This is a genomic window from Saliphagus sp. GCM10025317 (assembly GCF_042663665.1).
In the GTDB taxonomy this organism is placed as follows: Archaea; Halobacteriota; Halobacteria; order Halobacteriales; family Natrialbaceae; genus Natronosalvus.
Map to the genome: position 1 here is coordinate 196,232 of NZ_JBHTAQ010000007.1, position 23,248 is coordinate 219,479.

The window sequence follows — 23,248 nt, forward strand, 5'->3', positions numbered from 1 at the left end:
TCAGTCTTTTCTGCATACCGTCTCAAGGCTTCCGAAAGCGGAATCCTCCGCCTCGAGTGGCGGCGCTGTACCGGCGAAACCAGGGACCAGGAACCACGACCCTCGAGCCACCCTCGGCGCCCTCGAGCCGACCCCAACTCAGGAGAGAACCAGCACGTACCGCGTCAGCGACCGGTGGACCCGCCGTTCGAATGCCGCCTCGAGCGTCCAGCCCGCTTCTCGAGCTTCCTTCGCCCACGAGCGATCGGCGACGACGACGGCCCGGTCGGCCACTCGCCGGGATTCCGCGAGCGCGCCCGAGACCAGATCCGCCAGCCGGTGGGTCTCGATCTTCGACTGGCGGCCGTAGGGGGCATCGAAGACGACGGCGTCGGCGGCGCCGTCCCGGAGCGGGAGCCGGGTTCCGTCGCCGCGGGCGACGTGCCACGACCCGCGCGGGACGCCGGTCGGCGACGGATCCTCGCGGTCGAGGAAGTGTGCGAGGTTCGTCCGCGTACCGGTGACCATCTTCGCCTGGGCGTCCGTGCCGACGACGGTCGCTCCAACCAGTCCCGCCTCGACAAGGACGCCGCCGGTGCCACACATCGGGTCGAGGATCGTTCGCCCGGATTCCGCGCCGGCGATGTTGGCGACCGCACGTGCCAGGAGCGGGTCCATGCTTCCGGGCTGGAAGAACGGCTTGTCGGTCGGCGCCCGCGAGCCGAAGTCGCGGACGCTCTCGGCGGCGAGCCAGCCGAGGGCACAGACCGACACCCGTTCCCCGGATTCGTCGACTCGTTCTCCAGCTTCGTTGTTTCGCTCCCTGACCTTGTCGCTCGCGACCGACTCGAGCAGATTGCCACGGCCGTCGGCCTCGGACTTGAGGCGCCCCTCCGAGAAGACCGCCCGGAGGACGTGGTCGGGATTCTCGAGGTCGACGTCGAACCCGCGGTCGACGAGGACGCTCCCGAGTTCGCGTTCCGCGTCCGTCGTGGAGACGCCGCTCGAGCCGTGGACGTTCGTCGCGCGGACGGCGACCGTCCCCTCCCGATCGATCGAGGCCGCCTCGAGCAGGGCTCGTGCGCTCGCGATAGAGGCGTCGGTTCGGCCCATAAGGTCGCTCGCCGCGCGGGTGTAGGCCAGTCCGCGGACGCGCTTAGGGACGAGGGCGTTCGCGACGGCCAGCCCCGGCGCGACCCGGGTAACGCCGGTGGCGGCGTGACGGCTCTCGGCCGCCGCGAACGCGTCGTCTTCGCCGCCGTACTCGAGGAGATACACGTGTCTCGAGTGATGCTGGACGAGCAATGATACTGTCGGTCGACTCGCGAGACGGTTCCTCGTCGCCTCACTACCTGTCGCCTCGTCGGCGACCGTCATCCACTCGTCTGACACACTCAAAGAACCGGACAAATCAGCACGCAGTACCAAGCTTTATAAACCTTAAATACGTCTTTTTAAGCGACTTATGACGGATCCGAAGGACACCATCAACATCGAAAACGTGGTGGCGTCGACCGGCATCGGGCAAGAACTCGACCTCCAGAGTGTCGCGATGGACCTCGAGGGGGCCGACTACGACCCCGAGCAGTTTCCCGGTCTCGTCTACCGAACCCAGAATCCGAAATCCGCCGCACTGATCTTCCGCTCGGGGAAGATCGTCTGTACTGGCGCGAAGAGCACCGACGACGTCCACGAGAGTCTGCGGATCGTCTTCGACAAACTTCGCGAACTCCAGATTCAGGTGAACGAGGATCCGGAAATCGTCGTCCAGAACATCGTCACCTCGGCTGACCTCGGCCGCAATCTCAATCTCAACGCGATCGCTATCGGCCTCGGTCTCGAGAACATCGAGTACGAACCCGAGCAGTTCCCCGGCCTGGTTTACCGCCTCGACGAGCCGGAAGTGGTGGCGCTGCTGTTCGGTTCGGGCAAACTCGTCATCACCGGCGGGAAGAAACCGGCCGACGCCGAACACGCCGTCGACAAGATCGTCTCCCGACTCGAGGACCTCGGCCTGCTCGAGTAGCGGCCCGACTCGCGGACCCGATTTTCGATCGAATCTCTCCCTCGAGCGACGCGAATTCGGCACACACAAACCGCGTGATATCGTCTCTCGAGTATGCACGCTCCACCGTTTCTCGCACAGATCCCCGGCGGGATCGATCCGGCCGGGGGTGGCCCCCTCGCGTACCTCGGGACCTTCCTGCTGGCGACGGTCTTCTACGGCGTCACGCTCCACATCGCTGCCCGGTACGTGCTCGGGACGGTCCCGGTCAAACGCGCGTTCACCATCGGACCAGTACTGGCGCTCGTCTCGGTCGTCCTCCAGCGGTGGGGCCCGCTGGTGGTCGTTCCGTTCATGGTCGCCGTCGCCTACACCGCGATTCTGATCGTCTACGACCTGGACTACAAACTCGCGGCGCTGGTCGCGGTGGCGTACTACACCGTTGCCGTCATCGTTGGATTCACGATTTTGAACCTCTGGCTGTTGCTCGGAACGGCACCCGCGTGATCCGACTGTTTCCCGGAACGATACCCGGTGTCTGGCCGCTGCTCGGAATGGCACAGACGTGACGCCAACGAGCGTTTGCTTACCCTCGAGATAACCGATCAGTGTTCGTGATACTCGAGGCGAATTTAGCCCGAATTTGCGATCGACGGACCGATTTTCACGTGTGGCAACGATCCGTCGAACGGGTCCTTGCAGCGAGTAATATCATTTTACCGCCGGCTAAACGATTCGACCGAGTTGCGATCGGTGGCGAACGACGAAACGACTACGCCGCTTTATACCTCCTACTCGAGTGAGTGGTTATCACCCATGACGTTCCGCGTCCCGACCAAGACGGCGAACTCGAGCGGTCGCGGCACGACCGCCGCTACGCACCCTGGCGCTGGCAATCGCGACACTCTCGCTCGTACCGAGGTCACTCGCGTGCTGTCGTCGGACCGTCGCCGGACGCTCCTCGAGCACCTGCTCGATGCGGGGACGGCACTCGACGTCCACACCCTGATCGGCTGGCTCGCCGACGACGAACACGAGCCGACGGTCGAGACGTCGATTCACCAGCTCCGCCAGCGCGTCCACGTCTCCCTGCGTCGGACGCACCTCCCGCTGCTTGAGGAGTACGGGCTCCTCGTCTACAATCAAACGGAGGAACTCGTCGTCCCGACGTGGCGTCTCGACCTGTACGAATCGGTGCTCGAGTCGGACAATCGTCCGTAGGAGGCGAGTAGGGGCGAATAAGAGGCGAACGACGGACGAACGCCCGCTCGAGGAGCGCGTCTAACGACTCGAGCGAAGAATCGGCTCGGACTCGGAACGACAGCTGCCTGGACTCTCCGCTCGAGCCACGAGAACTCTTTTGTGCGCGCTCGCTCGACCCCATTCATGGTCACGCCGATTCTCGCCGAGGCAGCCCTCGCGCTCGCCGGATTTCTCGACGACACTCTCGTGTATCTGGTTCAATCGAGCGGCGTTTTGGGCCATCCCGTCCGACGACGCGTGATGTCGTTACTCGTCGAACGCGAGATAGCGACCCGGGAGGAACTTGTGGCGGCGCTTTCGGACTACGAGACGCTCTCGGAACGCGAGGTCGAGCGACTCGAGACGATGCTCCACCACGATCACCTGCCGCGACTCGAGGAGGAACTTCTCGTCGAATACGACGATCGAAACGGCGACGTCGTCCTCCGAACGGATCCGGCGGAGGCGCGCGAGCTGCTCGAATCGGCCCCAGAAAGCTGATCGCGACCGCCGCTACTCGTACTCGATCGTCGCCGGCGGCTTGTGGGTCACGTCGTAGACGACGCGTGCGACGTTCTCGTTTTGCCCGGTGATTCGCGACTGGATGCGCTGGAGCGTCTCCCAGTCGAGTTCCTGGGCGCGGGCGGTCATGCCGTCGCGGGACTCGACCGATCGCACGGAGACCACCCAGCCGTGGACGCGGTTGTCGCCCTTGACGCCCGTCGCCTTGCCGATGACCGCGGCGAGTGCCTGCCAGGGATCGTACTCTTCGAGTTCCCCCTCGACGACGTGACAGGCGTCGCGGGCGACCTCGAGTTTCTCCTCGGTGACCTCGCCGATGACGCGCACGGCGAGTCCCGGACCGGGGAAGGGCATTCGCTCGGCCACCAGTTCGTCGAGGCCGAGGTGGCGGGCGACCTCGCGAACCTCGTCCTTGTAGAGGTCACGAACGGGTTCGACGATGCCGTCGAAATCGACGACTTCGGGGAGGCCGCCGACGTTGTGGTGGGACTTGATCCCACCCTCGCTCTCGATCCGGTCGGGGTAGATCGTTCCCTGAACGAGGTAGTCGGCGTCGGCCTCGAGGGCCTCGCGCTCGAACTCGCGGATGAACTGCTCGCCGATGATTTTGCGCTTCTCCTCGGGATCAGTGACGCCAGCGAGCGCCTCGAGGAAGCGGTCTTTCGCGTCGACGATCTCGAGACTCTCCATGAACGAGAACGTCTCGCGGATCTGGTCGGTCTCGCCCTTGCGCATCAGGCCGGTGTCGACGTAAACCGGCGTGAGTCGGTCGCCGATGGCCTCGTAGGCCAGTGCGGCGGCCACCGAGGAGTCGACGCCGCCCGAGAGGGCGATGACGGCGTTCGCATCGCCGATTTCGTCTTCGATCTCTGCGACTGCTTCGGGAACGAAGGTGTCGGTGTCGACCATCAGTGGGTCACCTCGGTTTCGTCCGCGTCGCCTGCACCGCTCGGCACGTCTCCGCCGTCCGTCCGACCCGCCTCGAGTACGCTCTCGACTAACCCCACGAACGGCGGGCTCGGGTCGCCCGGCCGGGAACTGTACTCGGGGTGGTACTGCGTCCCGAGGAAGAACGGGTGGCCCTCGAGTTCGAGGATCTCCATCCGGTTACCCGCCGTCCCCGAAAAGGTCAGGGGCTCGTCCGCGAACGCGTCGAAGTACTCGGGGTTGACCTCGTAGCGGTGGCGGTGGCGCTCCTGACACGAGGTGTCCCGGTAGAGGTCGTACGCGAGCGTCTCGGGCTCGATGACGGTCGTGTGTTCGCCCAGGCGCATCGTCCCGCCCAGGTTCTCGACCTCGTACTGCTCGGGCAGGATGTCGATGACGGGGTGGGGCGTGTCCGCGTCCATCTCCGTCGAGTGGGCGCCCTCGAGGCCGAGGACGTGGCGGGCGTACTCGACGACGGCCATCTGGAAGCCCAGGCAGAGGCCGAGGAAGGGCACGTCGTGCTCGCGGGCGTAGCGGATCGCCTCGATCTTGCCCTCGGTGCCGCGCATTCCGAACCCACCGGGGACGATGACGCCGTCGACGCCCTCGAGTTGCCCATCGTGGCCGTCGGCGAGGTCATCGGCGAACACCCACTCGACATTGACCTCGGCGCCGAGTTCGAACCCGGCGTGTTTCAGCGACTCGTGGATCGACATGTAGGCGTCTTCGAGGTCGTACTTGCCGACCAGCGCGATGTCGACCGACTCGGTCTTCTCGGTGGTGACGACCTCGCGCCACTCGCGAGTGCGCTCGGCGGGCGGGAGCGCCTCGTCGGCCAGGTCGAAGTGCTCGAGGACGTACTCGTCTAAGCCTTCTTCCTCGACGGCCAGCGGGACGTGGTAGACGTCCTCGACGTCGGGGTTCGAGAAGACGGCCTCGGTGGGAATGTCACAGAAGAGTGCGATCTTCTCTTTGGTACTGGGCTCGAGTTTGTCGTCCGATCGGCCGACTATCACGTCCGGCTGGAGGCCGATCGACCGGACCTCCTTCACCGAGTGCTGGGTCGGCTTGGTCTTTTGCTCGCCGTTTTTCGAGTACGGAACCAGGGTCACGTGGACGAACAGGACGTTCTCCTCGGGTTCCTCGTGGGCGAACTGGCGCAGGGCCTCGAGGTAGGGCATCCCCTCGATGTCCCCGACGGTGCCGCCGACCTCGACGAGGCAGACGTCGGTTCCCTCGGCGGCCTCGCGGATGCGGCGCTTGATGTCGTCGGTGATGTGCGGGATGATCTGGACCGTCTTTCCGAGGTAGTCGCCCGCGCGCTCCTTCTCGATCACGTGCTTGTAGGTCTTGCCCGTCGTGACGTTGTGATCGGAGTGCATGTCGATCCCGAGGAAGCGCTCGTAGTTCCCGAGGTCGAGGTCGACCTCGCCGCCGTCCTTGAGGACGTACACTTCCCCGTGCTGGTAGGGGTTCATCGTCCCGGCGTCGACGTTCAGGTACGGGTCGATCTTGACCGCGGTGACGTCGAAGCCCGCGTTCTTCAGGAGCCGGCCGGTGCTCGCGGCCGTGATCCCCTTCCCGAGACCTGACATCACCCCGCCGGTGACGAAAATGAACTTGCTCCCCAGCGAGGAGTCGTATTGAGTGTCCGGATCCGTCGGCATACCGAGTGTCCGGGTGAGGGGATCAAAACCATTTCGGGACGGACCTGCCACGGCAGGGACTGGCAGTCGTCGATGGTCAGCCCTCGTCCTCGAGCAACCCCAGATCCTCGACCACGAGATCGGCCAGTTGTGCCTTGAGGTCCGGATCGACCTCCGCGATCGGCTCGCCGTCGTGAACGGTCTCGTTGTGGCGCTCGATCGATTCGGCGAGTTCCGACAGCGGCACGCGGGTTCGCGTCTCACACGCGGAACACTCCACTGGAACGCGGGCCTCGTCTGAATCCGTCATCACGTGGACACTCGAGGGGCACCCTCAAAGTGGTATCGTCGCCCGTGATCGAAGTGGCGACATGGCATCGTCGCTCGCGGGAGTCTCGAGGCTAGGCCCGCTCGGTCAGACACACCTCCTCCGGCGTCACGTCGACGTCAAAACCCGCAAACTCGAAGCGGACACGAACGTCGTCACCACCCTCGAGAACCCCGTCCAGGGCATCGCCGTCGACGGAGTCGTACAGCGGCTCGAGGTCCTCCGGCTGACGACCCGCGGCGGTTGCGACGGCCTGGACGACCGCGAGCGTCGGCGATTCCCCATCGACCGGCCAGCAGTGATTTCCCATGTCTATCTCCGTTCCTCAAGAGTTACTCGATACTGACTCTCGCGTCGGTTCTCACTTCGTGGGAACGATCGAGCGTGACGTTGTCTGGCTAGTCGACAGTCGCTGGTCCTCAGGCACCCAGACACCCGGGGCCCAGGCACCCAGGGCTACATCGTCTTCAGACCGCTCCCCGTGAGCGGGACGACCACGTCATCGTCGTCGTCCAGGACGCCCGCTTCGCGGTACCGGCGGAGGGCCGCCGGAGCCGCCGCGCACGTCGGCTCGACGTAGTAGCCGTTCCGGTGGAGTCGGTCGAGGGTCGTCTCGAGGACGTTGCTCCCCAGCGCGATGGCGTCGCCGTCGGTCGCCTCGATGGCCTCGAGGATCTGGGTGCCGCGGGCGGGTTCGGCGATCTGGATGCCGTCGGCGATGTCGGTTCGTTCCCCGTCCTTGCCGGTGGTATCGCCGCCGAGGGCAGCCACGATGGGCGCGTAGCCCGCCGCCTGGGCCCCGAGCAGGCGGGGCATCGACTCGACGATTCCGGCGTCGTTGAGCAACTTGAACCCCCGGTAGGCGCCCAGGAAGAGCGTCCCGTGGCCGATCGGGAGCACGAGCGCGTCCGGGACGGTCCACCCGCGCTGGGCGGCGATTTCGAACGCGAAGGTCATCGTCCCCGCGTAGAACGCCGGGTTCCAGGCGTGGGAGGCGTACCACCCCTCGCCGCTCTCGACGGCGTCGAGACAGGCCGCCGTGACGTCCTCGCGACTCCCTTCGACGCGGACGGGGCGCGCGTCGACGCGCTGGATCGCCATCAGCTTCGACTGCTTGACGTCCGCCGGAACGTAGATGTCGGCCTCGAGGCCGGCTTTCGCCGCGTATGTCGCGATGGCCGCCCCGGCGTTGCCCGAGGAGTCCTCGACGACCTTCTCGACGCCGAGTTCGACCGCCCGTGAGAGGGTCGTCGTCGCGCCGCGATCCTTGAACGAGCCTGTGGGAAAGACGTACTCGAGTTTGAACTGGGCGTCCCACTCGGGAGCGTCGACGAGCGGGGTGAACCCCTCGTGGAACGTGACGTGTTTCTCGATGGGGAGGAACTCGAAGAACGTCCACAGCCCCTCGGTGGTGTCGAGCTGGGAGAGCGGCAGTGGGTTCCCCTCGGGGTGGGGGCGAGCCGCGAACTCGAGGCCGTGCCCGCAGGTACAGCGCCAGGGTTCGTCCGGGCCGGCGGCGTACTCGGCCCCGCAGTCGGGACAGACGAGGTCGCTTGGTGTACCCACGTCAGATCACCTCGAGGTCGGTCCCGACCGAGCAGACGTACTCGCCGGTCGCGACCTGCGGGAGGCGCCGACTTCGCCAGAAGATGCCGTCGTTGTCGGCCGTCACGGTCGCCTTCGACTCGCCGAAGGGCGTCGTCACCTCGAAGAGGGTGTCGCCGGCCGCGACGCGCTCGCCCAGCGATGGCTCGAAGCGGACGAGACCGCCGACCGGCGAGCCGTACTGGTCGAACCCGGTCGCTCGCGTCTGGTCGACGAGTTCGCCTTCGTCCTCGAGGAACCCGTAGTACCGGAGGACGTTGAACAGTCCTGCGACGCCCTTCTCGATGCTCTCTTCGTCCCAGCCGACGGCTCCGCCGAGTTCGGGATCGATCGTCGGGATGCCCTCGTTCGGTGCCGCGCGGGCGAGTTGTCCCTCCGGCCCCTTCTGATCGAGAATGTGCCCGCACTCGAGGGAGAACACGCGCGCAAGTTCGAGGCACGACTCGTGGAGGCGGTGGCGGTGGCCACAGCGGACCCGCACCTCGTCGATCATGCGGCTGGTCGACCCCTGGTGGAGGTCCACGATGAGGTCGGCCTCGCGGGCGATCTGGAATGTAGCGTGGGCGATGCGCTCGCTCGAGGTACCCGACTCGTTGCCGGGGTAGGTCCGGTTCATCTTCGTGTCGTCGATCGGGTTGCGGTGCTCGGCTACCTGGAAGGCGTGGTAGTTGACCAGTCCCACGGCCAGGATGGTTCCCGACAGTTCGGTGGGGTCGATCCGTGGAACGGCGCGGCTGAGCACGCCGACGCCGTTCAACTCGTCGCCGTCGCTGGCTGCCTGCACGTAGAGCGTCTTCCCCGGTTCGGCGCCGTTGATCACGGCGACCGGGAGGCCGAACGGGCTACCGTCTCGGGTTTCGCCGACCTCGAGTCGGCCCGTGTCGATCTCGCCGGGTGACGCGCTCGCCGTCCCGAGCGTCGTCGTCATGTGCCCGAGGAAGCGCCCGCTTGCCTTTACTGGTTCGGTCTTTCGGTGCGGTGGGGAGACGGCGTGATGCTTTGGATGCGCGGCGTCCGACTCGTCGGGACGGAAATGTCCTTGTCGGTAGAGCCAGAACCGTGACCGTATGAGCCTCGAGGACTCGCAGGCGGACGCGGCCGACCCGCTCGACGCCTGGCGCCAGTTCTTCGCCCTCGAGCGGGACGTGATCGTCCTCTCGCTCGCCATGTTCGCGTTCAGCCTGAGCTTCCAGATGACGAGTCGCTACATGGCCGAGTACATGGTCGCACTGGGGGCGACGGGCGTCGCCGTCGGACTCTTCGGAACCGCTGGGAACGTAATCAGCGCCGTCTACCCCTACCCCGGCGGCGCGATTTCGGACCGCATCGGTTCCCGATACGCCCTTACCGCGTTCGGCCTTCTCGCCACCATCGGGTTCGGCGTCTGGCTCGCGGCGCCCCTCCTCGCCGACGTCGCCGTCGGCCCCACCAATCTCGCCATCGTCGCCATCTTCCTCGGACTGATCCTCGCCCAGGCCTGGAAGTCCTTCGGCCTCGGGGCCACCTACGCCATCGTCAAGCAGGCCGTCCCGCCCTCATAGCTGGCGGCGGGATTCGCCAGCACCGAGAGCTTCCGGCGCACCGCCTTCCTCGTCGGCCCCCTGATCGCCGCCCTCGTCTTCGCCCCCTTCACCAGCGCGAGCGACGAGGTGATCTTCGCCTTCCAGCTGATCCTCGTCGTCGCCGTCGCCTTCGGAATCTTCGGCACCCTCGTACAACACCGGTTATACGACTCGAGCGACGACTCCTTCGGCAAGGAGTTCGAGGGGGTCTCCCAGCTCCTCACAGACCTCCGGAATCTCCCCGATCCGCTGCGGCCGCTCCTGGTCGGCGACACCCTCGTTCGGTTCGCCAACGGGATGGTCTACGTCTTCTTCGTCCTCGTGATCACCGACTTTCTCGCGGTGGGCCTCGTGCTCCCGACGTCGGTTCCAGTAGTTGGGAACTCGCTCTCTCCCCAGGCGTACTTCGGGCTCCTCCTGAGCCTCGAGATGGCCGTCGCCCTGCTGGTCATGATTCCGGCCGCGAAGGCCGCCGAGCACGTGGGGCTCAAACCGGTCGTCGCGCTCGGTTTTCTCGTCTACGCAGTGTTCCCGATCATGCTAATTTCGGTGCCCGAGGGCGGGGTCGGTGCACTCTCCACGGCGGGGGTCCTCGCGGTGCTGTTTGCCTTCTCCGGACTCCGATTCGCGGGTCTGCCGGCCCACAAGGCGCTGATCGTCGGCCCCGCGGAGATGGGCGCCGGGGGGCGAGTCACGGGCGCGTACTACCTCCTGCGGAACGTGATCGTCATCCCCAGCGCCGCCCTCGGAGGATTCCTCTGGGCGGGACTGTCGAATCCCCTGACGGGGGAGACGATCCTGGCCGGTGACCCGGTCCTCGCCTTTACCATCGCGACCGTCATCGGCCTCGTCGGGACGGGTTACTTCCTCGTCTTCGGCGAGGAGTTCGAGGCGTACGCCTGACTCGAGCGGAGAACAGAGTTCCGACCGATTACTGAAGCGCTTCGTCCGACTACCGACCCAGATCCGCGTGCGCGCTCGCGAGGTGTCTCGAGGCCAGCGCCGCCAGGAGCGAGAGTTCGCCCGCCAGTGCGCCGACCGCGATGACCTCCGCGAGGGCGTCGGCGTTGCTCCCCGCCGGGTCGCCGCCCCCACGCAGGCCCAGTACGTCGAGCGCCTCCGACTGGGTTGGGAGTTTCGTGCCGCCGCCGACGGTACCGACCTCGAGCGAGGCCAGCGAGACGGAGGCGTAGAGGTCAGCCGCCCCCTCCTCGTTCGGGCGAGCGTCCATCGTCGTGATCGCGTTCGCCCCCTCGACGACCTGGGCCTCGTCCTGGCCGGTCGCGAGGAAGGCCGCGCCGACGACGTTAGCCGCGTGGGCGTTGAAGCCCAGGCTGCCCGCCTTGGCGCTCCCAATCAGGTTCTTTCGGGTGTTGGCCTCCGCGATAGCGTCGGCGGTCGTGTGCAGGCGCTCTTCGACGACCTCTCCGGGGATGACGACGTCGGCCGTGACCGAGCGACCGCGGCCCTCCACGGCGTTGATCGCGGCGGGCTTCTTGTCCGAACAGAGGTTCCCGGAGACGGCCACGAGGGAGGCGGGCGTCTCTGCCTCGACGACCGAACACGCTTCGTCCGTCGCGATCGTCACCATGTTCATCCCCATCGCGTCCTTGGTGTCGTAGGCGAAGCGCAAGTAGACGGAGTCGCCGACGACGTACGGCTCGACGTCGAGCAACTCGCCGTGACTGGTCGTGGACTCGGCGGCCTCGCGCAGGGCCTCGAGGTTCTCGCCGACCCACTCGACGGTCTCGGCGGCCTCGACGACGCCCTCGACGCGAAACACGGGGGCGCGGGTCATGCCGTTTTTCGTCACGCGGGCGCTCGCGCCGCCAGCGGATTCGATGACGGAGAGTCCTCGATTCACAGATGCCAGCAGCGCGCCCTCGGTCGTCGCCAGCGGCAGGCGGTACTGCCCACTCGCGGCGCCGCCATCGACGGTGACGGGGCCGGCGACGCCCATCGGCACCTGGGCCGCGCCGATCATGTTCTCGATGGCCGATTCGGCGACCTCGGCGTCGAAGGCGTAGTCGCCGACGGTCTCGAGGTCGGCGTCGGTCTCGGCCTCGAGCAGGGCGCGACGGGCCGCGGTGGCGGTATCGTGGTCGGCGTGCTCCTCGAGTTCGTGCAGTCGCAACTCGCCCGTCAGGACGCGCTCGGCGAGGGTCTCGGCGTCGGTCATGTGCGAGGAATCGAGGCGGCGGGTGCTAAGGGTTGCTGATTCGTCACCGCGAGCGCTCGACTCGAGTCGCCGACGAACTGGTCTCGCTCGACGTGCGATAGCCGGTCCAGAACTCGTGATCCATCACCTCCTCTGACCCGCTCGCTGGTCGCGACGAGGTCGCCCGCTTTCCCAACCGTTTTGCCCTCTCCGCGCGCGCACTCGAGCATGACCGATGCTGCCGACACGGTGCTCGTCGACGCCCGCGTCTACTCGCTGGCGGACGTGGACGGGACCGATCCCGACGCACCCGAACCCGATCCGATGGAGGCGCTGGCGATCCGCGACGGCGAGATCGTCCGCGTCGGCCGCGAGTACGAGGTCCGCTTCCTCGAGGGCGTCGAAACCGACGTGATCGACTGCGAGGGCCGCCCGGTGGTCCCTGGATTTATCGACGCGCACACGCACGTAGAGAATCTGGGCCAGTACCTCGTACACACCGACCTCTCCGCCGCCGAGACGCTCGAGGGCGCCCTCGACGCGCTCGCGACCCATGCCGACGACGCGAGCGACCGCGAGTGGCTCCTCGGGTTCGGCTACGACGAGAGCGAGTGGCCCGAGAACCGCTACCTCACTGCGACAGATCTGGACGCCGTCAGCGAGGACCGCCCCGTCGTCGCGATGCGCGTCGACATGCACACCGCGTCGCTGAACTCGGTCGCGCTCGAGCGCCTGGCCGGATCGATGCCCGCTGCGGACGTCGAAACTGAGGGTGGCGAACCCACCGGCGTCGTCGTCGAGGAAGCGACCGAGGCCGTCTGGGACGCCATCGAACCCGACTACGCGGAGACGCGGGACCTCGTCACCGCCGCCCTCGAGCACGCAAACGCGCTGGGCGTAACCGGCGTCCACGACAAGGTTCGCCAGTCCCACGCCCCGCGGGTGTACCGGGACCTCGAGGCTGCGGGCGAGTTGTCCTGCCGGGTTCGACTGGATTACTGGAGCGACCACCTCGAGAGCGTCCTGGACGCGGGTCTCGCGACGAACGGGGGGAGCGAGTTCGTGGAGATGGGTGGGATCAAGTCGTTCACCGACGGGAGTTTCGGCGGCCGGACGGCAAAGCTGTTCGAGCCGTACGCGGATCTGCCGGGTAGTAGGAGCGACGGTAACGGTGACGGCGACAGGAACGGTGACGCCAACGGCCACGGCGACAGCGACGGCGACAGCAACGGCAACGCCCCCGAAGCGGGCCGCGGCCAGTGGGTCGTCGACCCAGACGAACTCGAGGAAATCGCCGCGAAGGCCACTGGGGAGAGCGACTACCAGCTCACCGTCCACGCCATCGGCGACGAAGCGATCGAGGAGACGATTTCGGCGTTCGAGGCGACGCCCAACGCGGAGACGGCCCGCCACCGCGTCGAGCACGTCGAACTCGCGACCGACGACCACCTCGAGCGAATGGCCGACGCGGGCATCGTCGCCTCCGTTCAGCCGAACTTCCTCCAGTGGGCGGGCGAGGGCGGCCTCTACGACCAGCGTCTCGGCGTCGAGCGCCGCGAACGGTCGAACCGCTACCGGTCGATGCTCGAGACGGGCGTCCCGCTGGCGTTCGGTTCGGACTGCATGCCTCTCGACCCGCTGCTGGGGGTTCACCACGCGGTGAACGCGCCCGTCGAAGCCCAGCGGCTCTCGGTGACCGCCGCACTCCGGGCGTACACCGCGGGCGCGGCCTACGCCGGATTCGACGAGGACCGACTGGGGACGCTCGAGGTCGGCAAACGGGCGGATATCGCCGTCCTCGAGGCGTCGCCGTGGGATCAGACGGAGCAAATCGACGAGATCGACGTCGCGATGACGCTCGTCGACGGGGAGGTGGTCCACGACGCGGGGCTCGAGTCGAGCTGATCGCAGTTTCCGGAGAGCGGGGACGGACGACTCGACGGCTCAGTTCCGCTCAAGTCGAGCGACGAAGAACGTCCACGGGTGGTCGTCCTCGTCCTCTCCGTCACTTTCACTGTCGTCTTCTCCGACTTCTCCATCATCGTCGCTGTCGTCGTCGGCGAACTCCTCCGGCACACCCCACTCCTCGAGCACCGCGAATCCCGCCTCCTGCAACTGACCCCGCGTCGCCTCCGCACCCGCAATCTCCCAGGCCATCTCGACGCCGCTCTCGAGCCAGTCCGGGTTCTCGCCGGTCCAGGCGTTCGTCCCCTCACACAGGAGGAGCCGCCCGCCTGGACGGAGGACGCGCTTGAACTCTTCGATCACCGTCGGGTGGTCCTCGAGCGGCACGTGGATCAGCGACCAGTAGGCGACGACCGCGTCGAACGACGACTCCTCGAGCGGCAGTGCCGTCATGTCGCCCTGGAGGAGGCCGGCCCCGGGCGCGGCATCTGTCGCCAGTCGTAGCTGCTCGCCCGAGAAGTCGAGCCCGACGGCCACCGTCGACTCGCTCAACCGGGTCAACACCGGGGTTCCCTGGCCACAGCCCGCGTCGAGAACGCGTTCGGGGTCCTCGAGCGAGTCCAGAAAGCGCTCGAGGACCCTCGTTCCGGGGCCGTCGTCCGATCGCTGGGCCGCGTAGACCGAGGCCAGTTCGTCGTAGCTCCGGCGAACGGCGTCTCTCTCGACCATTTCGCAGGTATCTCGAGGCGAGCCTGTTGAAACTTTTCGTACCGTGCTAGCACCAACCGTTCGCCCCTCGAATGCGCCCGAGACCGAAACGGCCGTAGGGCCGCGCCGCCTCGTACCGGTATGCACGCGAGCGTCATCGAGTCAATCCACGAAGATCACGGCGCGACGTTCACCGAGCGCGGCGGACGCCGGGTCGTCGACCACTACGGACGACCCGAACGCGCCCACCGCGCCGTCAGGAACGGCGTCGGGCTGATCGAGACCGCCTCCGACGTGATCGTCGTCGAGGGCGACGACCGCCTCGAGTACGTCGACAACGTCGTCTCGAACCGGGTTCCGGTCACCGACGGTGAGGGGTGCTACGCCCTGTTGCTCGATCCCCAGGGTCGAATCGAGTCCGATCTGTACGTCTACAACGCTGGCGAGCGCCTGCTCCTCTTCACGCCGCCCGGCCACGCCGCGGACATCGCCGCCGACTGGTCCGAGAAGGTGTTCATCCAGGACGTCGAGATCCGCGAGGCGACCGACGAGTTCGCCATCTTCGGGGTCCACGGCCCGAAAGCGACCGAGAAGATCGCGAGCGTGCTCAACGGGGCCGCCGCTCCCGAGGACCGATTCACGTTCGTCCGGGGCTCGATGGGCGACGCCGGGGTTAGCGTCGTGCGAACCGACGACCTCGCCGGGGAGGAGAGTTACGAGGTCGTCTGCGGCGTCGACGTCGCACCCGATGTCTACGAGGTGCTCTCGATCCAGGGACTCAACGCGGCCCCGTTCGGCTACCGGACCTGGGACACCCTCACGCTCGAGGCCGGCACCCCCATATTCGAGTCGGAACTCGAGGGGACGATTCCGAACGTACTCGGACTGGACCTGGCGCTGGACTTTGAGAAGGGGTGTTACGTCGGCCAGGAGGTCGTCTCGCGGGTCGAGAATCGGGGACAGCCGAGTCGCAAGTTGATCGGGTTAATTCTCGAGTCCGAGGTCGATTTCGATACCGAGTCCGAATCCCCGACCGACGCCCTGCCGACCCCTGGCGCGACCGTCTTCGACGACGACGCCACCGTCGGCGAGATAACCCGCGCGGCGGTCAGTCCCATCCTCGAGGAGCCGATCGCGCTCGCGCTCGTCGAGTACGGTCTCGAGGACCCCGACCTCTCGGTTCGAGTGGACGGCGACGAAGTGGGAGCGACCGTGATGGCGCTCCCATTCGTGGCGGGGTCGGAACGGTCGGCGCGCATGCCGAGCTACGAGTGAGCGGTTCGGAGTGAGCGCCTCAGAGTGGGTACCCCAGCATGAGTGCCTCGAGGGGCGAGCGAGACGGATTCGACGAGTAGCCGAGCGTGCCGTCACCGAAGCCGCGTCTCGAGGTGGACGATCGACCCGTTCTCGATCGTGAACGTGTCGACGAATGCGAACAGCGCGTCGCCGTCGCCCCCGTCCTCGAGCACCCGTCCCTCGACCACGACGGTGTTCCCGTCGGCGGTACTGTCGTCGATGACGTGGGCGGTGTCAGGGCTCGGTCGCTCCTCGCGCATGAACCGAACGAAGGCGTCCCGCCCCTCGAATCGACGGTCGGGCCGCTCCTGGACGAACGAGTGGCTCAGGATCGACTCGAGGGTGTCGTACTCGTGGTGGTCGAGCGCGTCGTAGTAGCGCCCGACTGGTGTCGGTGTGGGTGGGTGGCTCGAGGGCATGGAGACGATAACGTGTCGGTTGGATGCCGAGGTTCGACGAACGCCTGGCACTTCCTGTGGACGGTTCGGCGTTGTGAGCGGTTCGCCGATGTGGACGGTTCGTCGTTGGAGGCGATTCGTTGTAGTTCCACCGACGTCCTCGAGGGCGGGCCGAGAGGATCAAGAACCTTCGACTCGAACGTTCGGGCGATGAAAAACCCGGGCATCCTGTGGATGCTGCAGGTCGGTCTCGGCCTCTCGCTCTCCGGACCGATGTTCGTCGCCGGCGCTATCTTCGTCACCGACGGGCGATACCTGTTCGGCGGCTTCGTGTTCGTCTGCGGACTCGCCGCACTCTTTGCGCCGAATCTCCTCCTACGACGGGTGGGGGGCCCGCGATCCTGGATCGGGCGACTCACTGGCGATCCGCGAACGAGGCTTCGGCGCCGACTCCCTGGCCGCACCGACGAGCCTTCTGGCGAGAGCGGGGAAGACGGCTCGGGTGCCGAGTCAGCCGAAGAAGGCTCGAGCGTCGAGTCAGCCGAGGACGGATCGGCCGAGGCCAGCGGGGCGGGTGGGGTACTCGCGCGACTTCGAAACCGCTGACTGCGGATCGTCGGCAGCTCGTGCCGGTTTCGTTCGACAGTTCAAACCTGGACGTCGACGCGAGAATGGCCCGGTTTCGCCTGTGCTCGCGCTCACAGTCACAGTCATAGTCACACTCACACTCGCACTTGCACTCGTACGTGCGCTCGAGTGAAGAACTCACGATCGAACGACGGACTTCGCGGCCGAGCGATGGCCTCACGACCGATCGACGTCGACCGGAACCTCACATCGCTCGTCCACGGACTCGTAGGCCGCCTCGACCACCGCGAGGTCGGCCACGCCGTCCTGGCCGTCGGGTTCGGGCGTCGTCCCGGTGAGTACGCAGTAGCCGAAGTAGTCGAACTCCTCGCGAACCTCGTCGGTGGGCTCGCCGGTGTACTCCATGCACACGTCGTCGTACTCGACGCGAATCTCGTGGGGGACGACGCCGCCGAACGGCGAGGAAACCAGGACCGATCCGTCGGTGCCGACCAGTTTCAATTGACTGCCCGCGTGGGCGTCGTAGCTGGCGGTACAGGAGGCCGTCGCGCCGGTCGGCAACTCGAGCTGGAAGGCCACGTCCCGGTCGACGGGTTCGAACGGGGGCTCGGTGTAGGTGTTCGCGTAGACGCAGACGGGTTCGCACTCGAGCAGGAACCGGATGCTGTTCAGCGGGTAGATGCCCAGATCGACGAGCGCGCCGCCGCCCGCGAGCTCCGGGTCGAGGCGCCAAGTGTCGGGCTCGGTCTCCTCGAGTAGCGGATGCGAGAAATCGGCGTGAATCTGGACGACGTCGCCGATCACCTCGTTGGCGACGACCTCTCGAGCACGGCGAACGATCGGCTCGGTCTGGTGACGGTAGGCGGTCATGAGCGTCACGCCGGCGTCCTCACAGGCGTCGACGACCGCCTGGGCACGTTCGACGCTCGTCTCGAGCGGTTTCTCGCAGATGACGTGGGCGCCCTGCTCGGCGGCCGCGATGGCGTACTCGCCGTGGAGCGCGTTGGGCGTCGAGACGTAGACGGCGTCGTAGGCGTCGGCGTAGTCGCCCGACTTGAAAGCGTCGTAGTCGATGCAGTGGTCGGCGTCGGCGGCGATCGGTTCCGTCGCCACCGTCTCCGGCGAACTCGTCACCAGGACGGTCGTCTCGCAGTACTCGCCGGCTTCGATTCCCGGGAGAGCCCGGTTTCGCGCGAACCCGCCCACGCCGACGATGGCGATCCTGACCGTCCCGTCGACCGATTCTTGCTCCCAGTCGCGACGGGTGATCCCTCTGAAGTGATCCTCGAGTTCCATGGCGGGTGTTGGTGAGCCAGGGAAATAGGCGCAGTGCCCTCGTGTCCGGTCGACGCCCGACCAGTCGCCGGGGGTGGCGAACACTATCGAAATAATGGTCTGCATCCGACCAGTTTGAAGGAAAAATACTTTCAATACCGGGGTATGAGACTCATATAGATACGAGAGACGACTATGGTTACACTAGATACGGCGGACCTCGACACCGAACTGAGCCTGTTCAAGTACGATAACCTCGAGCAATTACCACCGAGGTATCGCGACCTCGAAGCCGACGAGCGAACGGCGCGGATCCAGGCGGCGCTCGAGGAACTGGGCGGCGACGTGGTCGTCCTCGGGCACAACTACCAGCGTCGAGAGATCATCGAGCACGCCGATTTCGTCGGCGACTCCTACCAGCTATCGGTCGAGGCCGCCGAGAGCGATGCAAAGTACGTCGTCTTCGGCGGCGTCACCTTCATGGCCGAGAGCGCAGATATCATCACCGACGACGACCAGACCGTGATCCTGCCGAGCATGGAAGCGTCGTGTCCGATGGCCGGGATGGCCGAAGCCCTCCAGGTCGACGCCGCCTGGGCGGAGATCACCGCGGCCGCGCCAGACGCCGACATCGTGCCGATCACGTACATGAACTCCTACGCCGACCTGAAGGCGTTCTGTGCCGACCAGGGCGGCCTCGTCTGCACCTCCTCGAACGCCCACCGCGCCTTCGAGTGGGCGTTCGAGCGCGGCGACAAGGTGCTCTTCTTGCCCGATAAGCACCTCGGGGAGAACACCGCCCACAGGCTGGGAATGGAAGATCAAATCGCCGAGTGGGACCCCTGGGACCCTGAGGGGAAAGATCCGGCCGAGGTCACCGACAGTGACGTCATCCTCTGGGAGGGCTACTGCCAGGTGCACGAGCGCTTCCGGGCCGAGCACATCGAGCGGGTTCGCGACGAGAATCCGGATGCGAATGTGATCGTCCACCCCGAGTGCCGCCGCGAGGTCGTCGAGGCGGCCGACAGAGCCGGCTCGACCGCCGAAATCTGCCGGACGGTCGGGGCGGCCGACCCCGGCGACACCTGGGCCATCGGGACCGAAATCCACCTGACGAACCACCTCCAGCGCTGGCACCCGGAGGTGAACGTCGTCCCGCTCTGTGGCGAGGCCTGCATGGACTGCAACGCCATGCGTCAGATCGACCCCAACTACCTCGCCTGGGTCCTCGAGGAACTCGTCGAGGGCCGCGAGCGCAACGTCATCGAGGTGGCCCCCGAAGAGAAGGACCTGGCGAAGGTTGCCCTCGATCGGATGCTCGAGGTGTGAGCGATGGGGAACGATCCAGCCACACCGGATACCGCGGACGTCCTCGTCGTCGGCAGCGGCATTGCGGGCTGTGCGGCCGCCCTCGCCGCGGCACGGGAGGGCGTCGACGTTTGCCTCGTGACCAAGGCCGCCCGACCCGACGACGCCAGCACCGACTGGGCCCAGGGCGGCATCTCGACGACGCGTGGCGATCCCCGGTCGCTGAAAGCCGACATTCTCGCGGCCAGCGGCGACACCGCCGACCCAGACGCGGTCGACGTCCTGGTCGAGAACGCCGACGCCGCCGTCGAGGACGTGCTGCTCGAGACGCTCGAAATCGACTTCGACTCGACGGACGACGGCGCCAGCGGAAGCGACGGTGCCAGCACGTTCGACTACGCTCGCGAGGCAGCCCACTCCGAGGAACGGATCCTGCACGTCGACGCCGCGACGGGAACGCACATCCTCCGGCCGTTCCTGCAGTACGTCGACGACCACGAGCGCATCGAGGTCCGGGACGATACCGCCGCCCTCGAGTTGCTCACTCACGAGGGGCGGGTCCACGGCGTCGTCACCGACAGCGACCCCACCGGCCACCCGATCTACGCCGGAACCACGGTCCTCGCCACCGGCGGTATCGGTTCGCTGTACGCCCGCTCGACGAACCCCGATGGGGCGACCGGCGACGGCATCGCGATGGCCGCCCTCGCGGGGGCCGACGTCGCCGACCTCGAGTACGTCCAGTTCCATCCGACGGCGTACGCGGGAAGCGGGGAGCCGTTCCTCCTCTCGGAAGCCCTCCGTGGTGAGGGCGCACTGTTGCGAAACGGCGACGGTAAGCGGTTCATGCTCGATTACCATCCCGACGCCGAACTCGCCCCGCGTGACGTCGTCGCCCGCGCCGTCGCCGCCGAACGCGAGGCCACGGGCGAGGTCGTCCTGGACGTAGCGCCCATCGCGTTCGAGACGGAGTTCCCCGCACTCGCCGAGAAGTGTCGCGACCGCGGCGTCGACGGCGACGAGATCCCGGTCGCCCCCTGCGAGCACTTCCTCTGTGGCGGGATCGACGTCGACGACCGCGGGCGGACCTCGCTCGAGCACCTCTACGCCGCCGGCGAGTGCGCCCGGACGGGCGTCCACGGCGCGAATCGACTGGCGAGCACCAGCCTGCTCGAGGGGCTGGTCTGGGGGTTCCGGGCGGGCGAGCACGCGGCGGGGCTCGACGCCGACGCCGAACCGGCAACCGTCGAGGCGCCGCCCCTCCGAAACAGCGACCCCGCCCTCCCGCCGCGGTTCGCCGCCGAGAAGTTCGCCCGCCTGCAGCGAACGATGGACGAGCACCTGGGCCTCGAGCGCGACCTCGAGGACGTCGCCCGCGCCGCCGGCGTCTTCCGACGGCTCAAGGGCGAGGTCGACGCCTATGTCCGGACGCGCACGGCGCGAGACCTGTACGAACTCCGGAATGCGAGCGTGACCGCGCTCCTGATCGCCCGTGCGGCCCGGGAGAACACCGAGTCGGCGGGGTGTCACTATGTCGTCGACGACGCGCCGCTCGCACGGTAGCGATTCGGGGCAGCGATCTCACTCGAGTTGGATTCGACGACCTATCGCTTCGAGGTGACCGCTTTTGTACCGCTCGCGGACGACGGCGACGCGTCTGTCACATCACTTTCCTCGGGAACGCCGAGCGATTGCAGATTGACGTCGCGCTGTGGGAACGGAATCTCGATCTCCGCGGCGTTCAGCGCCTTGTACATCGCTCGATTGAGTTTGTGTCGGGCTTTGTTGACGCGAGTCGGTGACGCCACCCAGCAGAGAAGTTCGTACTCGAGCGCCGAGTCGCCGAACGATCGAAATCGCATCCGCGGTTTCGGCGAGTCGAGGACGAGCGGTTCCTCGTCCGCCAGCTCCAGGACGAGTTCCTCGAACGCGTCGATGTCCGTCCCGTAGGCGACGCCGATCGGGACTTTGAGCCGCCGCCGACGGTTGGGCGCCGACTGGTTGATGACCTTCGCGGCGTTCAGCGCCGCGTTCGGCACCGTGATCAGCACCTCGTCGCGCATCATCAGCGTCGTCGACCTGACGCCAACTTTGACGACCGTGCCGGCCTCGCCGGAGTCGAGTTCGATGTAGTCGCCGAGCTTGTACGTGTCGTCGAAGTACAGCGCGATTCCGCCGAAGAAGTTGGCGACGGTGTCCCGGGCGGCAAACCCGACGGCGATGCCGGCGACGCCCGCCGCGCCGAGCAGCGGCGAGATGCTGTACTCCCAGAGCGACAGCAGGATGCCGATGGTGCCGACGACTACGATCAGCGTCCAGACGTTCGAGAAGACCGGCGCGAAGTCGAACCGCGAGCCTTTGTCCTTGACCTCCTCAACGAACCGGTTGACGAGACGATTCGACGCGAACGCCCAGGCGACGACGATGACCGACAGCGACGGTTTCCCGAAGAACGTGTCAAGTTGTGCCGTCGTGAGCAGGACGTTTTCGGTAACCGACGGGATCTGCGTGAGCACGTAGACGCCCGCCAGCGCGGCCGTCAGGACGACGGGCGCCCGGAGTTCCTGGACGAGGATGTTGTCGTACTGGGTCTTCGTTCGACTGGTGTAGCGCAGGAGCGTCCGGAGGATCACGACCTCGAGGAGGGCAGCGATCCCAAACGAGATGACGACGAGCAGGAGGGTCGCTTGCCAGGCGGGGACCTCCTCGAACAGCGCGGCGAGCGAACCGAGGAGCGCGTCTATCATGACAGAGACTGGGCGGTGATGGACGTAACTGTTTCTCTATCCTGAACGTCAGGGTTCTCGAGTTGTCGACGGATCGTTGGCTCTAAGATAGCGATGGAATCGCCGATCCTCGAGCGGTCGACGAGACTGCGGCCCCGCCGAAAACGGGCGCATTTATTCGCCAGGAACGCACAGCCGCGAACGACACTCGCATGATCTCTGACTTGCAGATCGAACGCTGGCTCCGCGAGGACCTCGGCCATCACGACGTGACGAACGACGTTCCGGGCGAGACAGCCGGCCGCCTCGTCGCCAAAGAGCCGGGTACCGTCGCGGGGCTCGAGGCCGCAGTCTCCGTGTTCGAGCACCTCGGTGTCGACGTGCTCGAGAGCCTCGAGGACGGCACCGAGGTCGACGTCGGCGACGTCGTTCTCCGCGTCGAGGGCCCGGCACGGGACGTGTTGCGCGGCGAACGCGTCGCCGTCAACCTCGCCGGTCACGCCTCGGGGATCGCTACGCGGACGGCTCGAGCCGTCGTAGCGGCCCGCCAGGGCGGGGAGTCAGGGCACACCCAAATCGCGGCGACCCGGAAGACCACGCCCGGTCTCCGGGGACTCGAGAAGCGGGCCGTCGTCGCGGGCGGGGGCGACACCCACCGCCTCGACCTCTCGCACATGGTCATGGTCAAGGACAACCACGTCGCCGAGATGGGGCTCGAGGCGGCCGTTTCCCACTTCCGCGAGCGTGTCTCCTTCGCCACGAAGATCGAGGTGGAGGTCGAGTCGCCCGCCCAGGCGGTTCGGGCAGCCGAGGCTGGAGCCGAGGTCGTCCTGCTCGACAACATGGATCCCGAAACGGTCGAGGAGGCACTGGCGGCGCTCGAGGACGGCGGGTTCCGGAGCGGACGCAGCGACAGTACAGATACTGACCGAGTGCTGACCGAAGCCAGCGGCGGGATCACCCTCGAGAGCGTGCCCGCGTACGCGGCGACGGGCGTCGACGTGATCTCGATGGGGTCGCTGACGCACTCCGCGCCGTCGCTCGATCTCTCCTTTCGGACCGGCCGGTAG

Annotated in this window: 22 protein-coding genes and 1 pseudogene; 11 read left to right on the top strand and 12 right to left on the bottom strand. The window is 66.8% G+C overall.

Going from position 1 to position 23,248, the window contains the following annotated elements:
• Positions 1–138 precede the first annotated feature (138 nt).
• Positions 139–1,257 (bottom strand): TIGR01177 family methyltransferase, encoded by a 1,119-nt coding sequence (locus ACFQS4_RS15565; protein ID WP_500196630.1) that lies wholly within the window; start codon positions 1,255–1,257, stop codon positions 139–141.
• Positions 1,258–1,444: 187 nt separating this feature from the next.
• Between ACFQS4_RS15565 and ACFQS4_RS15570 the strand changes: the two genes are divergently transcribed.
• The 4 genes from ACFQS4_RS15570 (at position 1,445) to ACFQS4_RS15585 (ending at position 3,727) form a co-directional block, all read left to right on the top strand.
• Positions 1,445–2,005: a TATA-box-binding protein gene (locus tag ACFQS4_RS15570; RefSeq protein WP_252700267.1), complete on the top strand. Its 561-nt coding sequence runs from the start codon at positions 1,445–1,447 to the stop codon at positions 2,003–2,005.
• A gap of 93 nt (positions 2,006–2,098) precedes the next feature.
• Entirely contained in the window at positions 2,099–2,491 is a 393-nt protein-coding gene (locus ACFQS4_RS15575) for a DUF7473 family protein (protein ID WP_500194114.1), read from the top strand.
• Positions 2,492–2,800: 309 nt separating this feature from the next.
• Positions 2,801–3,205 (top strand): DUF7344 domain-containing protein, encoded by a 405-nt coding sequence (locus ACFQS4_RS15580; protein WP_500194117.1) that lies wholly within the window; start codon positions 2,801–2,803, stop codon positions 3,203–3,205.
• A 165-nt stretch (positions 3,206–3,370) separates the two neighbouring features.
• Positions 3,371–3,727: a DUF7344 domain-containing protein gene (locus ACFQS4_RS15585; protein WP_500194119.1), complete on the top strand. Its 357-nt coding sequence runs from the start codon at positions 3,371–3,373 to the stop codon at positions 3,725–3,727.
• Between the two features lie 12 nt (positions 3,728–3,739).
• On the opposite strand, the gene guaA is transcribed toward ACFQS4_RS15585, so the two are convergent.
• From guaA to ACFQS4_RS15615, 6 genes are all read right to left on the bottom strand, one after another.
• Complete coding sequence (guaA, locus tag ACFQS4_RS15590) at positions 3,740–4,657, bottom strand: glutamine-hydrolyzing GMP synthase (RefSeq protein ID WP_500194123.1); 918 nt, start codon at positions 4,655–4,657, stop codon at positions 3,740–3,742.
• A complete protein-coding gene (pyrG, locus tag ACFQS4_RS15595; protein ID WP_500194125.1) occupies positions 4,657–6,342 on the bottom strand; it encodes a glutamine hydrolyzing CTP synthase in 1,686 nt (561 codons plus the stop codon). The genes guaA and pyrG overlap by 1 nt, the downstream gene beginning before the upstream one ends.
• Before the next feature lie 76 nt (positions 6,343–6,418).
• Positions 6,419–6,631 (bottom strand): DUF8149 family protein, encoded by a 213-nt coding sequence (locus tag ACFQS4_RS15600; RefSeq protein WP_253431094.1) that lies wholly within the window; start codon positions 6,629–6,631, stop codon positions 6,419–6,421.
• Between the two features lie 91 nt (positions 6,632–6,722).
• Positions 6,723–6,959, bottom strand: a complete 237-nt coding sequence (locus tag ACFQS4_RS15605; RefSeq protein WP_500194128.1) for a HalOD1 output domain-containing protein — start codon at positions 6,957–6,959, stop codon at positions 6,723–6,725.
• 146 nt (positions 6,960–7,105) lie between these two features.
• The gene (locus tag ACFQS4_RS15610; RefSeq protein WP_500194130.1) at positions 7,106–8,215 is read right to left on the bottom strand and encodes a pyridoxal-phosphate dependent enzyme; all 1,110 of its coding nucleotides are present in this window, start codon (positions 8,213–8,215) and stop codon (positions 7,106–7,108) included.
• Between the two features lies 1 nt (position 8,216).
• Complete coding sequence (locus ACFQS4_RS15615; RefSeq protein WP_500194133.1) at positions 8,217–9,182, bottom strand: succinylglutamate desuccinylase/aspartoacylase family protein; 966 nt, start codon at positions 9,180–9,182, stop codon at positions 8,217–8,219.
• A gap of 139 nt (positions 9,183–9,321) precedes the next feature.
• Between ACFQS4_RS15615 and ACFQS4_RS15620 the strand changes: the two are divergent.
• Positions 9,322–10,719, top strand: a pseudogene (locus ACFQS4_RS15620) (MFS transporter).
• Between the two features lie 49 nt (positions 10,720–10,768).
• Here ACFQS4_RS15620 and hmgA read toward each other — a convergent pair.
• Positions 10,769–11,995, bottom strand: coding sequence for a hydroxymethylglutaryl-CoA reductase (NADPH) (hmgA, locus tag ACFQS4_RS15625; protein WP_500194135.1), 1,227 nt, complete (start codon positions 11,993–11,995; stop codon positions 10,769–10,771).
• A 207-nt stretch (positions 11,996–12,202) separates the two neighbouring features.
• Between hmgA and ACFQS4_RS15630 the strand changes: the two genes are divergently transcribed.
• The gene (locus ACFQS4_RS15630; RefSeq protein ID WP_500194138.1) at positions 12,203–13,879 is read left to right on the top strand and encodes an amidohydrolase; all 1,677 of its coding nucleotides are present in this window, start codon (positions 12,203–12,205) and stop codon (positions 13,877–13,879) included.
• Positions 13,880–13,918: 39 nt separating this feature from the next.
• Here the strand turns inward: ACFQS4_RS15630 and ACFQS4_RS15635 are convergent, their stop codons facing one another.
• Positions 13,919–14,608: a class I SAM-dependent methyltransferase gene (locus ACFQS4_RS15635; protein ID WP_500194140.1), complete on the bottom strand. Its 690-nt coding sequence runs from the start codon at positions 14,606–14,608 to the stop codon at positions 13,919–13,921.
• A 120-nt stretch (positions 14,609–14,728) separates the two neighbouring features.
• Between ACFQS4_RS15635 and ygfZ the strand changes: the two genes are divergently transcribed.
• Positions 14,729–15,862, top strand: coding sequence for a CAF17-like 4Fe-4S cluster assembly/insertion protein YgfZ (ygfZ, locus tag ACFQS4_RS15640; RefSeq protein ID WP_500194143.1), 1,134 nt, complete (start codon positions 14,729–14,731; stop codon positions 15,860–15,862).
• A gap of 92 nt (positions 15,863–15,954) precedes the next feature.
• Here ygfZ and ACFQS4_RS15645 read toward each other — a convergent pair whose 3' ends face one another.
• Positions 15,955–16,302 carry a nuclear transport factor 2 family protein gene (locus ACFQS4_RS15645; RefSeq protein ID WP_500194145.1) on the bottom strand — a complete coding sequence of 116 codons (348 nt, stop codon included), beginning with the start codon at positions 16,300–16,302 and terminating at the stop codon, positions 15,955–15,957.
• Positions 16,303–16,491: 189 nt separating this feature from the next.
• On the opposite strand from ACFQS4_RS15645, the gene ACFQS4_RS15650 reads away from it, so the two are divergent.
• The gene (locus ACFQS4_RS15650) at positions 16,492–16,887 is read left to right on the top strand and encodes a hypothetical protein (protein WP_500194148.1); all 396 of its coding nucleotides are present in this window, start codon (positions 16,492–16,494) and stop codon (positions 16,885–16,887) included.
• 198 nt (positions 16,888–17,085) lie between these two features.
• Here the strand turns inward: ACFQS4_RS15650 and gfo6 are convergent, their stop codons facing one another.
• Positions 17,086–18,165 (bottom strand): D-xylose 1-dehydrogenase Gfo6, encoded by a 1,080-nt coding sequence (gfo6, locus tag ACFQS4_RS15655; protein WP_500194150.1) that lies wholly within the window; start codon positions 18,163–18,165, stop codon positions 17,086–17,088.
• A 174-nt stretch (positions 18,166–18,339) separates the two neighbouring features.
• Here gfo6 and nadA point away from each other — a divergent pair, with 174 nt between their 5' ends.
• Entirely contained in the window at positions 18,340–19,473 is a 1,134-nt protein-coding gene (nadA, locus tag ACFQS4_RS15660; protein ID WP_500194152.1) for a quinolinate synthase NadA, read from the top strand.
• Between the two features lie 3 nt (positions 19,474–19,476).
• Positions 19,477–21,015 carry an L-aspartate oxidase gene (locus ACFQS4_RS15665; RefSeq protein WP_500194154.1) on the top strand — a complete coding sequence of 513 codons (1,539 nt, stop codon included), beginning with the start codon at positions 19,477–19,479 and terminating at the stop codon, positions 21,013–21,015.
• A gap of 41 nt (positions 21,016–21,056) precedes the next feature.
• On the opposite strand, the gene ACFQS4_RS15670 is transcribed toward ACFQS4_RS15665, so the two are convergent.
• Positions 21,057–22,199, bottom strand: a complete 1,143-nt coding sequence (locus ACFQS4_RS15670) for a mechanosensitive ion channel family protein (RefSeq protein WP_500194156.1) — start codon at positions 22,197–22,199, stop codon at positions 21,057–21,059.
• A gap of 191 nt (positions 22,200–22,390) precedes the next feature.
• On the opposite strand from ACFQS4_RS15670, the gene nadC reads away from it, so the two are divergent.
• Positions 22,391–23,248: a carboxylating nicotinate-nucleotide diphosphorylase gene (nadC, locus tag ACFQS4_RS15675; RefSeq protein WP_500194158.1), complete on the top strand. Its 858-nt coding sequence runs from the start codon at positions 22,391–22,393 to the stop codon at positions 23,246–23,248.